Below are 14068 nucleotides of genomic sequence, written 5' to 3'. Positions count from 1 at the left end.
GTTGGGAGAAGACCTGATCCGGCTCGACGCACAATGCGGGAGACACGATCATGCGCAATACCTTCAAGATTATCGCCGCCGCCGCCGCCGCACTCACTTCGACGATCGGCATGGCCGCCGACGACAAGCAGAGCTTCGTCCACGAGGGCAGCACCTATGTCTACACGACGACGCAGGACGGCGGCCGCCAGGTCATCGACGGCCGCAGCTATCCGTCGGGCCAGAAGTTCCACCTGATCGTCCGCGGCGATCGCGTCTCGGGCGTGTCGGGCGGTGTTCCGGTCGCGTTCAAGACCGCCGAAGCCACCGGCGCTGCGGGCGGCATCGCGTCGGTCACGCGCTGACCTGACGCTGTCGCACTGACGACCAAGACGGCGGTCGGACCTCGGTCCGGCCGCCGCCTTGCGTTACGCGGTCGCCCCTTCTCCCTCGCACGCCGCCATCCACCACATCCGCCTCCGTCATCCTGACGAAAGTCAGGATCCAGAGTACCAAATGTTGCGCCCGATAACTCTGGATCCTGACTTTCGTCAGGATGACGGAGAATGGAGAAGGCGAAGCTGAGAGCATGCGGTAGAGCCGTGGATTACACCACGCCCCCCTCAAAGCCCCTCGGGCAGATCGATCGGCCCGACCAGCTCACGATACCGCGACACCGCATACCGGTCCGTCATCCCCGCGATGAAGTCCGCGATATGCCGGCTGCGGTCGGGCTCCGCCGCGGGCAGCCGCTCGCGCCACTCCTCGGGAATCGTCGCCGGATCATCGCGATAGACCGCGAACAACCCCGACACGATCCCATGCGCCGCATCCGCCGCCGCCAGCTGGCGCGGATGATGATAGAGGTTGGCGTACATGAACCGCTTCAGGTCGCGCTCCGCATCGCGCATCTCGGGCGAGAAACCGACCAGGCACTGACCCGCCGCGCGGACGTCGTCGACGCTCGTCACCCCGCTCGCCGCGATCCGCCGGCGAGTCTCCGCGATCAGGTCGTTGACCATCGTCCCGATCTGCGTGCGGACGAGCTCGCCCACCAGTCGCTTCGGCGCGACATCGGGAAACCGCCGCCGCACATCGTCCCAGCCGCGCGCGACCAACGGCACCACCAGCATCTGGTCGAGCGTCAGCAACCCCGCGCGAAGGCCATCGTCGATGTCGTGATTGTCATAGGCGATGTCGTCGGCGATCGCCGCGACCTGCGCCTCCAGCGACGAAAAACTCGTCAGCGCCAGCGGAAACTCCGCATCGGCCGCCGCCAGCGCCCAGCCCGGATTTCGCACCGGCCCGTTATGCTTGGCCAGCCCCTCTAGCGTCTCCCAGGTCAGGTTCAGCCCGTTCCACAGCGGATAGGGCCGCTCGATCGTCATCAACGTGCGCAAGGTATGGCCGTTGTGATCGAACCCGCCCTGTCCGCCCTCTTCGACCGACGGCATCAGCGCTGCCTTCAACGCATCCTCGCCCGCATGGCCGAACGGCGGATGGCCGATGTCGTGCGCCAGGCACAATGCCTCGGTCAGGTCCTCGTTCAGCGCCAGCGTCCGCGCGATCGTCCGGCCGATCTGCGCCACTTCCAGGCTGTGCGTCAGGCGCACGCGGAAATGATCGCCATCGGGCGCCATGAAGACCTGCGTCTTATGGCGCAGCCGACGGAAGCTGATCGAGTGGATGATTCGGTCGCGATCACGCTGGAACGCATCACGCGGGCCCCGGACGGACCCGCTTTGTTCTTCCTGAAGCCGTCCTTTGCTGCGCGCCGGGTCCGATGCCCAGGGCGCGCGGTAGCTCACTTCGCCGGCAACTTCGTGATGATCTCACCCGCATCGCTGGTGAAGGTGAACGTCGGGACGCCTTCCTTGGCGAGCTGGTTGACGAAGGTGCGCGCCTCGGCATCGGTCTTGAACGGCCCGGCGAGCACGCGGTTGGTCGCCTTCCACGGCGCAGTCCAGCCGCCGCGGCTGCCGAACACCGTCGGCGCCTTGGCCTTGGCCTTCTTCCACGCCTTGGGCAGGTCGCCCTCGGTCGCGCCGGTCGACACTTGCACCCAGACGCGTTCCGGATTGGCGCGCGCGATGCGCTTCTCCTCGGCCGCAGCCTTGTCCGCCGCGAGCTTCTCGGCAGCCGCCGCCTTTTTCTCGGCGAGCGCCTTCTTGTCGGCGATCGCCTTGCGCGCGGCGACCTTCTTGTCCGCGGCCGCCTTCTTGTCGGCCGCCAGCTTGTCCGCCGCCAGCGTCTTTGCCGCGATCGCCTTGGCGGCGGCATCGCGCTCGGCCTTGGCGTCCGCCTCGGCCAGCACGCGCCTGGCCTCCTCCGACATCGGCGAGGCGGCCGGCAGGACGCCAGGCGTCACGACAGGCGCAGGACGCATCGGCGCGACGTCGAGCTCGGACGCCGGGATCGACAACCCCGCGACGATCCTCGCGAGGATCGAATCCTCGCTCGCCGCCACGGCATGCGTACGCGGTGTCGCAACCGCGGCCACGGTCGTCGGGGCAACGGGTGTCGGGGCAACGGGTGTCGGGATGACGCGAGCCGGCACAACGGGCGATGGCGTGGGCGTACTGGAGAAGCTTTGCGTCGGCGTACTGGAGAAGCCCGGCGTCGGCGTACTCGCGCTGGCGCTCTGGACCGGCGCAAATTGCTGGCCCGGCACCTGTTGAACCGGTGCCTGCTGGATCGCAACCGATGGCGAAGCCGACGCCGCAAGCGCATTATCCGAGCGCGTCGGATCGGTCCGCCCCTGCCCCACCGGAATAGCCGCCATCTGCGAGGCGACGCCCTGCGGCAGCGTCCCCACCGTCGCCGGTGCCGGCACGACACGCGCCGCCGTGGTCACCGGAACCGATGCAGCGGGCACGCCCGGCTGCACGGTGGCGGCAACCACGGAATTCGCCTCGGCGGCCGGGTTGGTGCGGACACCTTGATCCGGACTGTTCGCCACATAGCTCGGCTGCGGCGTAGGCACCGTCCGCGGTGGCAGCGTCTGCACCATCTGCATCGGCGCCGCCGCAAGCTGGACCGGCGCAGCATATATAGTCGTCGGCACCGTCGGGGCGGTACGCGCGATGCTGGGCGCAACCGTCGCAGTCGTCGGTACCGGTGTCGCTGCCGATCGCGTGACCGCGGCCATCTGGACCCGATCGGGCTTGCCCCGCCGATCGCGCTTGCCCTTCTTGGTCGAGGTCGCGGCGACCGCGGGCTGCGGGGTCACCGCGGCCATCATCACCGGCGCGGTCGGATCCGCCGCGAGCATCCCCATCGGCGGCGCCATCCGCGCATCCGCGAGCCGAGCGGCCGTCGCATGGACCTCGCCGAAATGCACCGCAAACGCCCGGTCGCTCGCCGGCAGGGTCGGGAGCCGCTGGAAAAAGGGTTGCAGCCCCTGCGCAGTGCCCGCGGGCATCATCGTCGTCGCAATCTTCTCCGCGCCCGCCACGTCGCCGTTCATCGCCATGATGAACGCACGCGACCGCCACGCACCCCGATCGCTCTTCAGCAACAAGGGCCCAAGCTGTTGCAACGCAAGCTCCTGCTTGCCCGAAATCCCGAGCGACAAAGCGTAGCGCCGCGTCGTCTCGTCGTCGGGAGCATCGCGCAACGCGACACGGTAGTCGCGCTGCGCCCGGTCCTGCTGCCCGATCAGGTCATAGGCCAGCCCGCGATCCGCCGCGAACGTGCGCGGATCGAGTCCAAAGCTCTCGGCCTGCGCATAATAGCGCAACGCCTCGCCCGGCCGTTCTGACCGCACCAGGATCGACGCCATTCCCGCCTTCGCACGGCCATCGCGTGGGTTCACTTTCTCGGCGCGCGCGAACAGCGCGGCAGCACCACTCAGGTCGCCCAGCCCCATCGACAGGTCACCTGCCCGGATCAGCGCGTCGATGTTGCGCGGGTTGCTGGCCAGCTTGCGCATCTCGTCGCCGAGCCGGTCCGCATCGGTCGTCCCCGGAATCGCCTGGATCATCGCCTGCCCGGACGCCGCGCACGGCAAAGCTGCCAGCACGAGCGCCAGCGCAGCGGTCAGGAGATGATGGGACGAGCGGGTCATGAGGATCATCTGTCTAGACGCCACCCCGACCGAACCGGCAATGTCCGCGACGCAGGGGCGCGGCGAACCGGGCTGGTGCGGCGACGAGTGAAGTGCCGAGGAGCAAGCAACGGGCGAGGGTTACAATTTGCGAATTCGACATATGAGATCTTGGAGAAGCGTTGACGCTGAACCGCCGCCTCGCCCGCCTTCGCCCGGGAGGTGATGTTGGAGAACGAGACCGCCGCCAATCCATCTGGCCCCGCCGTTCTCCCGCCAGACCGGGAGAACGGCGCCCAGACTTACTGGTTGTTCTGCCGATGCAGGAAGCGCGGGATGTCGAGCGGGTCCTGCGGAGCCGCATCGCCCTCTTCCTTCGCCGCGCCACGCGCCGCATTCGACATACGCTCAAACAGCGTACCACCGAGCTTGACGCGCGGTGCAGCCGGAACCGCCTCGGGCGCAGCCTCGGCACCCGGCGCGAGCCAGCGGCGACGCGCGCCACCCTCGTCCGCGGCCGGGGTCGGCACGGGGATCGCGGGGGCGATCGGTGCGCGCGCCGGCGGCATCGTCGAGGCGGAGGCCGGACGTGCTATCGGACCGCGACCATAGGGCTCGTCGGCATAGGTGCGCGGCGCGGGCGCCGGCTGCGGCGCGGGAGCGACCGGCGCAGGCGCCGGAGCGGCCTGCGGCACCATCGTCTCGGCACCGAGTACGAGCTCGTCATCCGACGTCGACGCCGTCTCGACTTCCGACGACGCGGTCAGGTCGAGCGGCTCTTCGCCACCCTGGCCAGCGGCCGGTGCGGACGGCTCGCTCGGACGGAACGACGTATTCTCGTCGGTCTTGCGCGCGCCGAAGCTGAACGAGCGCGTCGGCTCGGGCGCAGCCTCGGGCGGACGCGCATCGGCGTCGATCCCGGTCGCGACGACCGAGACGCGGATCTTGCCTTCGAGCTCCTGGTTGAACGCCGAACCCCAGATGATGTTCGCATCGGGATCGACCAGATCGCGGATGTGATTGGCGGCTTCGTCGACTTCGAGCAGGCGCATGTCGTCGCCGCCGGTGATCGAGATGATGACGCCCTTCGCGCCGCGCATGCTGACGCCTTCGAGCAACGGGTTCGAGATCGCCTTCTGCGCAGCCTCGAGCGCGCGGTTGTCGCCGCTTGCCTCGCCAGTGCCCATCATCGCCTTGCCCATCTCCTGCATCACCGAGCGGACGTCGGCGAAATCGAGGTTGATGAGGCCCGGCATCACCATCAGGTCGGTGATGCTGCGGACGCCCTGCTGGAGGACCTCGTCCGCCATCGTGAACGCTTCCTTGAAGGTCGTGTTCGCGTTGGCGATGAGGAACAGATTCTGGTTCGGAATGACGATCAGCGTGTCGACATATTTTTGCAGCTCGTCGATGCCGCCCTCGGCCGACTTGGCGCGACGATTGCCCTCGAATGCGAACGGCTTGGTCACGACGCCGACGGTCAGGATGCCCATGTCGCGCGCCGCCTTGGCGATGACCGGTGCCGCGCCCGTGCCCGTACCACCGCCCATCCCGGCGGTGATGAAGCACATGTGCGCGCCTTCGAGCATCTTGGCGAGCTGGTCGATCGTCTCCTCGGCGGCCGCGCGGCCGATCTCGGGACGCGAGCCGGCACCGAGCCCTTGCGTGATCTTGGTGCCCAGCTGGATCCGCTGCGGCGCGGTCGACTGCTTCAACGCCTGCGCGTCGGTGTTCGCCACGAGGAAGTCGACGCCCTGGACGTCGGCCCGCATCATGTTGGCGATCGCGTTGCCGCCTGCGCCGCCGACGCCGATCACCGCGATGCGGGGGGCCAGATCGTCCACTTCGGGACTAAGGAATTCGATGCTCATCGCCGTTCTCCGCACAACCCGGTAGATACGCTACGGCCGGGCCCCTGATTAATCTGTGTGCACCAACGTTACGGCCTGTTCCAGCCGAAATAACGCCAGCACCCTCGAAACTCTTAATAATTCGCGCGTGCCGCCTGAATCAACTTGCGGACCATGCCCATGCCCTTTGGTCGGTGCACCGTCGTCCGCTGCGGCGCGAGCCCGCGAAGGTCGATCGGGTTGGTCGCTGCATAGAAGGCCAACCCCGCTAGCGTCGCAAACGCGGGTCCGCCATGCGCTTCCGGCAGCGCGGTCAACCCGCGCGGTCGACCGATCCGGACCGACCGCCCCAGCGCCTGCTGCGCGTAATCGGCGACCCCCTTCAGCTCGGCACCGCCACCGGTCAGTACGACCTGCCGCCCGACCGGCCCCTCGAACTTCAGCTTGGTGAGCGCATTGCGCACCTCCCCCATCTGATGCTCGAGACGCTGGCGGATCACGCCGATCAGCTGCGCCTTGGTGATCTGCGCACCCTCGCCTGCGCCATCCTCGGCCGAGATCGGCATGACCGGGATCATGTCGTGATTGTCGCGCGGCGACGCATTGGCCGATCCGTGGAAGCACTTCATCCGCTCGGCATTCTGGCGCCGCGTCCCGAACGCGCTCGCGATATCGTCCGTAATATCCTGCGCGCCGATCGGGATCGAGGTCAGCCCCACCAGCATGCCGCCTGCGAACAGCGACACGTTGGTGATCCCCGCCCCCATCTCGACCAGCGCGACGCCCAGCTCACGCTCCTCGTCGCTCAGGCAGGCGAGCCCCGTCGCGACCGGCGAGGCGATGATCGACTTCACCTCGAGATGCGCCGAGCGCACGCAGAGATCGAGATTGCGCACCGGCGATCCGTCCGCCGCGACGACATGGATATGCACGCCAAGCCGGTCGGCATGCAGCCCAAGCGGCGTCTTCACCCCCGTCAGCCCGTCGAGCGTATAGAGCGCGGGCTGCGCGTGCAGCACCATCCGCCCCTGCGGATCGATCGAGTTTCGCCCAGCGGCGAGCAACGCATCGATATCCTGCTGCTCGACACGGTGGCCGCCCAGTTCGAACTCGACCTCGGCGACGTCGGACACGAGCCCGCCGGCCGAGAACCCGACCCAGACATTCTCGATGTTGATGCCCGCAATCCGCTCGGCCTGCTCGACCGCCTCGCGCACCGCCGCCTCGGTCGTCGCCATGTCGGCGATATAGCCGCGCTTGACGCCGCGGCTCTCGCGCTGGCCGGTACCGAGCACGATCAGCTCGCCCCCGTCCCCCTTCTGCGCGATCATCGCCGAAACCTTCGACGACCCGATATCGAGCGCCGTGATCAGCCCTTCCGGTGCCACCTTCGCCATGTCATCCCTCCCCGCCCGTTACGTTCGCGCCCGCCGTTTGCGACGGGGTAGTCGTATTCTCGCCCGTTTCCGGCGCGCTAGCTGGCGCCGGCACGTCGACGCTGTGCGCCAGGCTCGCGCCCGGCTTGCGCGCGACCAGCTTGGTCGGATCGCGCATGTCGAACCGGATCCAGCCGCGCCCCAGCAACGGCCGCGCGCCATCCAGCTCGGCAAACTTCACCAGCGCCCGCGGCGCACCGTCCTCGGGCAGCGCCAACGTCTCGCCGCTCTCGAACGTCAGGTCCCAGCGCCGATTGCCGACCCACGTCGCCGCCTTGACGCGCGGCTTCAACGCCGGCGCAGCGGCGAGGAGCGTCTGGTACGACGCCTCCTGCCGATCCGCGCCCAGCCCGATCACCAGCGGCAGGTTCGGGATCGCCTCGGGCTGGACCGGTTCGAGCAGCACGCCCGACGAATCGATCAGCGTCAGCTGGCCATTGTCCTGCCACACTGCGGCGGGCGTCCGTTCGACGATATCGACCAGCATCGTATTCGGCAGCCGCCGCGAGACGTGCGCGTCCGCGATCCAGCCATAGCGCAACAGCTTCTGCCGCACCGCCTCCAGATCGACCGACAGCATCGACGTCTGGTTCTGCTTGTCCTCCAGCGCGACCGCATAGACCGACATCCGGTCCATCCGCTTGAGGCCGGTCACCTCGATCTGCTCGACCTTGAAGCCCGCGCGCCCCGCGCCTTCAGCCACCGCCGCGCCGATCATGCCGGGGATGCCGATCCACGTCGCCGCCGCGATCGCCACCGCACCGCCCGCGCCGAGGATCGACCAGGTCGCGATCTTGCGCAGCGTGTCCTCGCTGACCGGGAGCATCCCGACCAGCCGGTCCATCACCGACACCTTCTTGACCGCGACCTTCCGTCGCGGGGCGGGCCGCTTGGGCGGCGGGCCGCGCTTGATCGTCCGGCTCATGGCGAAGGATGGTCCTGGAGCGCCTCGTCGACGATCGCCTGCACCAGGTCGGCATAGCTCATGCCGATATGCCGCGCCTGTTCGGGAACGAGGCTGAGCGGAGTCATCCCCGGCTGCGTGTTCACCTCGAGCAGGAACAGCCCGTCGACGCCGCGCTCGTCGTCCCACCGGAAATCCGACCGCGACGCGCCCTTGCAGCCGAGCAACCTGTGCGCCTCGAGCGCGAGGCTCTTGCAGGCGTCGGCGATCTCGTCGGGGATCTCCGCCGGGCAGACATGCTCGGTCATCCCGTCGGTATATTTCGACTCATAGTCGTACCAGCCGGTCTTGGGCTTCAACTCGGTAACACCCAGCGCACGGTTGCCGAGCACCGCGGTCGTCAGCTCGCGCCCGCGAATATAGGGCTCGGCGAGCAGCTCCTCGAAATCGATCCACGGCCCGACGCTGTCGCGCGCGATCGGGTTGCCGTAATTGCTGCTGTCGGTGACGATCGCGACGCCGACCGACGACCCTTCGTTGACCGGCTTCAGCACATAGGGCCGCGCCATCGGATCGCCCTCGAACAGGTCCGCCGACTTGACGATCCGCCCGCCCGGCATCGGGATCCCTGCGGGCACCAGCAGCAGCTTGGTCAGCACCTTGTCGATCGCGATCACCGATGTCGCCAGCCCCGAATGCGTGTAGCGCACCCCCATCAGGTCGAGCAGTCCCTGCACCGAGCCATCCTCGCCAGGCGTCCCGTGCAGCGCGTTGAACACCAGATCGGGCTGAGCCTCGGCCAACCGAGCGGCAACATCCCGCCCCATGTCGATCCGCGTAACCCGGTGCCCGAGCGACTCCAGCGCATCCGCACAGCCATTGCCCGACATCAGCGAAACCTCACGCTCCGCCGACCAGCCGCCCATGAGGACCGCGATGTGAAGAGGACCGCTCATAGCCCTCTCCCCTCAGGGGAGAGGGTTGGGTGAGGGGCGGTTCCAGGCGCAGCATCGCTTGGCAGCCCCTCACCCCGACCCTCTCCCCGCAGGGGAGAGGGAGCAGCGATGCCAACCCGCTGGATTTCCCATTCCAACGTCACCCCAGAATGCGCCTTCACCTTGTCCCGTACCTCTTCACCCAGCGCCTCGATCTCCGCGCTCGACGCGGACCCGAGGTTCAGCAGGAAATTGCAATGCTTCTCGCTGACCTGCGCGTCGCCGCGCGTGAGCCCGCGACACCCGGCCGCGTCGATCAGCGCCCAGGCCTTGTGACCCTCGGGATTCTTGAAGGTCGATCCGCCGGTGCGCGACCGCAACGGCTGCGACGCCTCGCGCTCGGCAGCGATCCGGTCCATCTCGGCCCCGATGACCGCGGGCTCGCCAGGCGTGCCCGAGAACACCGCCTCGACCACCACCGCGCCCGCGGGCAGGTCCGAATGCCGATACACATAGCCGAACCGCGCCGCCGGCCACGTCTCGACCGCGCCGTCGCGCGTGACGACGGTCGCCTCGATCAGGATATCGCTGACGTCGCGCCCATAGGCCCCTGCGTTCATCCGCACCGCGCCGCCCACCGTCCCCGGAATCCCGCGCAAAAACTCAAGCCCGGCGATCCCCGCATCGCGCGCGGCGCTGGCGACGGTAATCCCCATCGCCCCCGCCCCGGCCCGAACGCGACCGTCCTGCACCGACACCTTTGCCATCGCCTTGGGAAGCCGCACGACGACCCCCGGCACGCCACCGTCCCGAACAATCAGGTTGGAGCCAACGCCCACCGGCAGGACCGGCGTCGAAGGATCGAGATCACGCAGATACGCCGCCAGATCGGTCGCGGTATCGGGACGCACCAGCGTCTCCGCGGGCCCTCCCGTCCGGAACCATATGAAGGCCGCGAGCGACGCCCCGGCCTCGACCTTGATTCCCCTTCCGCTTGCGGGAGGGGTTAGGGGAGGGACCGACATAGCCGCGCCCGTACCTTCGGAGGAGGCCAAAGCCCCTCCCCCGACCCCTCCCGCAAGCGGAAGGGGAGCAGAAGCGCGATCGCTCACGCCGGCACCTTCGCGCGTTCGACCGCAATCGCATCGGCCAGCCCGGCCGCCCACTTCGTAATGTCGCCAGCGCCAAGGCAAACGACCATGTCGTCCGCCTCGATCGTCGCAGCCAGCTCGACCGCCAGCGCATCCGCATCCGCGACCACGCCCGCAAACCGGTGCCCGCGCCGCTTCAGCCCCTCGACCAGAGCCGCCGCATCGACGCCCTCGACCGGCGTCTCGCCCGCCGCATAGACCGGCGTCACCAGCACCCGGTCCGCGTCGTTGAACGCGGTCTGGAAATCCTCCATCAGATTGCCGAGCCGCGAATAGCGATGCGGCTGCACGACCGCGATCACGCGCCCCCTAGCGCCCTCGCGCGCAGCGGCCAGCACCGCGCGGATCTCGACCGGGTGATGCCCGTAATCGTCGATGATCGCCACGCCGCCACCCTCGATCGGAACCTCGCCCACCCTGGTGAACCGCCGCTTCACGCCGTCGAACTTGGCAAAGCCCTGCTGGATCGTCGCATCCTCGATGCCGAGCTCCAGCGCGACGCCGATCGCGGCCAGCGCGTTCTGCACGTTGTGCCGCCCGGGCATCGGCATCTCGATGCCGTGGATGGTCCGCGTCGCGCCGTCGCGCGTCCGCACCACGCAGTCGAAGCGATTCCCGCCCGGGATCGGCGTCACCTCGACACCGCGGACATCCGCCTGCGCCGAGAAACCATAAGTCACGATCCGCCGGTCGCGCACGCGCGGCAGGATCCCCTGTACCTCGGGATGATCGAGGCACAGCAGCGCCGCGCCGTAAAAGGGCACGTTCTCGACGAACTCGACGAACGCATCCTTCACCGCGTCGAACGAGCCGTAGTGATCGAGATGCTCGGGGTCGATGTTGGTGACGACCGCGATCGTCCCGTCGAGCCGCAGGAAGCTGCCGTCGCTCTCGTCCGCCTCGACCACCATCCAGTCGCTCGCACCCAGTCGCGCGTTCGACCCGTAGGAGTTGATGATGCCACCATTGATCACGGTCGGATCGACGCCACCGGCATCGAGCAACGCCGCCACCATCGACGTCGTCGTGGTCTTGCCGTGCGTCCCCGCCACGGCAACCGTCGACTTCAGCCGCATCAGCTCGGCGAGCATTTCCGCGCGCCGCACCACGGGCACGCGCGCGTTGAGCGCCGCCTCGACCTCGGGGTTCGAGCGCACGATCGCGGTCGACACGACGACGACCGCGGCATCGCCGATATTCGCCGCAGCATGGCCGATCGCCACCGGAATGCCCTTGTCGCGCAGGCCCTGCACGACATAGCCCTCGGCCACGTCCGATCCCTGCACGCGGTAGCCGAGATTCTTCATCACCTCGGCGATGCCCGACATGCCGATCCCGCCGATGCCGACGAAATGGATCGTGCCGATATCCGTTGCGACACCCTTCATGCGAACTGCGCCTTTGGCTTGGACGGCGCACCGACCGGAATCCGCGAGACCGGCGCGTCGAGGCTCTCGACCAGATCCGCCAGATCGCTTGCGGCATTCGGCCGCCCGCAACTGCGCGCGCGTCCCGCCGCGTTCTGCAACGCGGCCGGGTCGAGCCCGAGTTTCTGCATCTGCTTGGCCAGTTCCACTGCGGTAAAATCTCCCTGCGCGATCGTCCGCGCGCCCCCAGCCCGAGTCATCTCGCGCGCATTCGCGGTCTGGTGGTCATCGGTTGCGCTCGGCAACGGCACCAGGATCGCCGGACGCCCCGCCGCGGTCAGTTCCGCAATCGTCGACGCACCCGCGCGCGCGATCACGAGATGCGCCCAGGCGAGCTGTTCGGGCATATCGGGAAGATACGTCGCCAGCTCGGCCGGAATATCATGCTCAGCATATTTCGCGCGCACCGCATCGATATCCTCGATCCGCGCCTGATGCGTCACCTGCAACCGCCGCCGGAACGTCACAGGCAGCATCGCCAGCCCATCGGGCACAACCTGCGACAAGATGCTCGCCCCCTGGCTCCCGCCGGTCACGAGCACGCGGAAGATCCCGTCCTCCTCGAGCAGCGGATAGGGCCGCGATCGCAGCGCCAGCACCGCCTCGCGCACCGGATTGCCCACCAAATGCGTCTTGCCCAGCAGCTTGGCCGCCAGCCGCTCGGTCGGCTCGGACGAGGTCGCGATCGCATCCACGCGCCCAGCGACGAAGCGGTTCACGCGCCCCAGCACGGCGTTCTGCTCGTGCACCGCGGTCGGGATCTTGTTCGCAAACGCCGCCAGCAGCGCGGGCAGCGCGGGATAGCCGCCAAACCCGATCACCGCCGCCGGCTTGAACGTCGCGTACAGTTCGCGCGCCATCGCCCGCCCGCGCCACATCTCGCGCGTCGCCTTCGCCCAGCCGAGCGGCCCGCCGCTGAAGCGCCCTGCGGGCAGGACATGCGTCTGGATCTCGTCGAACAGCCCGGGAAAGCGGACGCCGCGCGCGTCGCTCACCAGCGCGACGCGGTGGCCACGCTTGGTCAGTTCGGCCGCCAGCGCCGCCGCCGGGACCATGTGTCCGCCGGTGCCACCGGCCGCCAGGACATAATGCCGAGGTTTGTTGACGTTCATTCACCACTCCAGCGGACGACATAGGGGCTCCGCGTGAGAAACGGATTGCGCCGGGTGAACGCCAGCAGCAACCCCATGCCGACCGAAAGCGCGATCATCGACGACCCGCCATAGCTGATGAACGGCAGCGTCATCCCCTTCGACGGCGCGAGGCCGGTGTTCACCGCCATGCTCACCAGCGCCTGCGCACCGAACTGCGTGGCAAGCCCGGCAGACGCCAGCAGCTTGAATTCGTCCTGCTCGTCCAGCAGCTTGACGAACACGCGCACGACGATCGCGAGGAAGATCACCGCGATCACCGAACAGGCGATCAGCCCGAATTCCTCGCCGATCACCGAGAAGATGTAATCGGTATGCGCCTCGGGCAGTCCGAACTTCGCCGCGCCCGCGCCGGGGCCGGTCCCCGACCATCCCCCCGCGGTCAGCGTATTATGCGCCGCGTTGGTCTGGAAATGGTCGCCGGCGCCCTCGCCCTCGACGCCCGGAAACAGGAACGCGTCGATCCGCGACCGCGCCACGCCGTAGAAGACATAGGCCGCGACCAGCCCTGCCGGCGCCATCGCGATCAGCCCGATCAGCACCTTGGCGGGCGTCCCGGCGATCATCAGCAGCGCCATCCACACCGAACAGAAGATGATCGTCTGGCCGAAATCCGGCTGCAGCATCAGCAGCACCGCGACGCCCGCGGTCATCGCGCCGGTAATCAGCACCGTCGGCAACTCCGAATCCTTCGCGCGCAACGACAACAGCCACGCGACCGTGACGATGAACAGCGGTTTCAGGAACTCGGACGGCTGGAACTGCGCAAAGCCGTATCCGAGCCAGCGCCGCGCCCCGTTCACCTCGACCCCGATAAACGGCGTCACCATCAGCATCAGCACGAACGCCGCACACCCGCCGATCGCCATCCGTCGCGCCATCGATACGGGCATCATCGACACGCCGATCAGCACCGGCAGCGACACGCCGACCCACATCAACTGCCGCCAGAAATAATAGAGCGGCGCGATCTTGCGATGCTCGCCCGAATAGCGGACCGCGCTGGCCGGCGACGCCGCCGCCACCGCGATCAGCCCGATCGCGATCAGGAACAGCGTCAGCAGCAGCAGCATCCGGTCGATATCCCAGAACCACGTGCCCAGCGGCGACTGATCGCCGCGCCCGCCACGCCGCTTCATCTTCGCGACGATCCCGTTCTTCTGTCCGGACACACCCATATCCATGGTTCC

At 68.2% G+C, this 14068-nt stretch carries 11 protein-coding genes; 1 reads left to right on the top strand and 10 read right to left on the bottom strand.

Annotated elements, in window-relative coordinates:
* Window positions 1-50 precede the first annotated feature (50 nt).
* Window positions 51-344 (top strand): hypothetical protein, encoded by a 294-nt coding sequence (locus ASE79_RS13505; RefSeq protein ID WP_056417556.1) that lies wholly within the window; start codon window positions 51-53, stop codon window positions 342-344.
* 258 nt (window positions 345-602) lie between these two features.
* Here the strand turns inward: ASE79_RS13505 and ASE79_RS13500 are convergent, their stop codons facing one another.
* From ASE79_RS13500 to ASE79_RS13455, 10 genes are all read right to left on the bottom strand, one after another.
* Window positions 603-1787: a deoxyguanosinetriphosphate triphosphohydrolase gene (locus ASE79_RS13500; protein ID WP_056417553.1), complete on the bottom strand. Its 1185-nt coding sequence runs from the start codon at window positions 1785-1787 to the stop codon at window positions 603-605.
* Window positions 1784-4045, bottom strand: coding sequence for a tetratricopeptide repeat protein (locus ASE79_RS13495; protein ID WP_082445349.1), 2262 nt, complete (start codon window positions 4043-4045; stop codon window positions 1784-1786). Before ASE79_RS13495 ends, ASE79_RS13500 begins: the two co-directional genes overlap by 4 nt.
* A gap of 281 nt (window positions 4046-4326) precedes the next feature.
* Window positions 4327-5895: a cell division protein FtsZ gene (ftsZ, locus tag ASE79_RS13490; protein ID WP_056417548.1), complete on the bottom strand. Its 1569-nt coding sequence runs from the start codon at window positions 5893-5895 to the stop codon at window positions 4327-4329.
* 113 nt (window positions 5896-6008) lie between these two features.
* Complete coding sequence (gene ftsA / locus ASE79_RS13485; protein ID WP_055880042.1) at window positions 6009-7271, bottom strand: cell division protein FtsA; 1263 nt, start codon at window positions 7269-7271, stop codon at window positions 6009-6011.
* 1 nt (window position 7272) lies between these two features.
* A complete protein-coding gene (locus tag ASE79_RS13480; protein WP_056417544.1) occupies window positions 7273-8235 on the bottom strand; it encodes a cell division protein FtsQ/DivIB in 963 nt (320 codons plus the stop codon).
* Window positions 8232-9170, bottom strand: a complete 939-nt coding sequence (locus tag ASE79_RS13475; protein ID WP_056417541.1) for a D-alanine--D-alanine ligase — start codon at window positions 9168-9170, stop codon at window positions 8232-8234. Before ASE79_RS13475 ends, ASE79_RS13480 begins: the two co-directional genes overlap by 4 nt.
* On the bottom strand, window positions 9167-10174 hold the full coding sequence (murB, locus tag ASE79_RS13470) for a UDP-N-acetylmuramate dehydrogenase (protein WP_082445308.1): 1008 nt from the start codon (window positions 10172-10174) through the stop codon (window positions 9167-9169). The genes ASE79_RS13475 and murB overlap by 4 nt, the downstream gene beginning before the upstream one ends.
* 83 nt (window positions 10175-10257) lie before the next feature.
* The gene (gene murC / locus ASE79_RS13465) at window positions 10258-11688 is read right to left on the bottom strand and encodes a UDP-N-acetylmuramate--L-alanine ligase (RefSeq protein WP_056417538.1); all 1431 of its coding nucleotides are present in this window, start codon (window positions 11686-11688) and stop codon (window positions 10258-10260) included.
* Window positions 11685-12839 carry an undecaprenyldiphospho-muramoylpentapeptide beta-N-acetylglucosaminyltransferase gene (gene murG / locus ASE79_RS13460; RefSeq protein WP_056417535.1) on the bottom strand — a complete coding sequence of 385 codons (1155 nt, stop codon included), beginning with the start codon at window positions 12837-12839 and terminating at the stop codon, window positions 11685-11687. Before murG ends, murC begins: the two co-directional genes overlap by 4 nt.
* Window positions 12836-14056, bottom strand: coding sequence for an FtsW/RodA/SpoVE family cell cycle protein (locus ASE79_RS13455; protein WP_056418457.1), 1221 nt, complete (start codon window positions 14054-14056; stop codon window positions 12836-12838). The genes murG and ASE79_RS13455 overlap by 4 nt, the downstream gene beginning before the upstream one ends.
* Window positions 14057-14068: the final 12 nt, after the last annotated feature.

It is taken from the genome of Sphingomonas sp. Leaf28 (assembly GCF_001421685.1).
In the GTDB taxonomy this organism is placed as follows: domain Bacteria; phylum Pseudomonadota; class Alphaproteobacteria; order Sphingomonadales; family Sphingomonadaceae; genus Sphingomonas; species Sphingomonas aurantiaca.
The sequence above is the reverse complement of the archived record's forward strand: the minus strand, read 5'-3'. Positions and strand labels throughout refer to the sequence as shown.

What these genes read in the sequence shown, in the direction of transcription:
- ASE79_RS13505 (WP_056417556.1), top strand. Translation starts at nt 51, where the DNA reads ATGCGCAATACCTTCAAGATTATCGCCGCCGCCGCCGCCGCACTCACT.
- ASE79_RS13495 (WP_082445349.1), bottom strand. Translation starts at nt 4,045, where the DNA reads ATGACCCGCTCGTCCCATCATCTCCTGACCGCTGCGCTGGCGCTCGTG.
- ftsZ (WP_056417548.1), bottom strand. Translation starts at nt 5,895, where the DNA reads ATGAGCATCGAATTCCTTAGTCCCGAAGTGGACGATCTGGCCCCCCGC.
- ftsA (WP_055880042.1), bottom strand. Translation starts at nt 7,271, where the DNA reads ATGGCGAAGGTGGCACCGGAAGGGCTGATCACGGCGCTCGATATCGGG.
- ASE79_RS13480 (WP_056417544.1), bottom strand. Translation starts at nt 8,235, where the DNA reads ATGAGCCGGACGATCAAGCGCGGCCCGCCGCCCAAGCGGCCCGCCCCG.
- ASE79_RS13475 (WP_056417541.1), bottom strand. Translation starts at nt 9,170, where the DNA reads ATGAGCGGTCCTCTTCACATCGCGGTCCTCATGGGCGGCTGGTCGGCG.
- murB (WP_082445308.1), bottom strand. Translation starts at nt 10,174, where the DNA reads ATGTCGGTCCCTCCCCTAACCCCTCCCGCAAGCGGAAGGGGAATCAAG.
- murC (WP_056417538.1), bottom strand. Translation starts at nt 11,688, where the DNA reads ATGAAGGGTGTCGCAACGGATATCGGCACGATCCATTTCGTCGGCATC.
- murG (WP_056417535.1), bottom strand. Translation starts at nt 12,839, where the DNA reads ATGAACGTCAACAAACCTCGGCATTATGTCCTGGCGGCCGGTGGCACC.
- ASE79_RS13455 (WP_056418457.1), bottom strand. Translation starts at nt 14,056, where the DNA reads ATGGGTGTGTCCGGACAGAAGAACGGGATCGTCGCGAAGATGAAGCGG.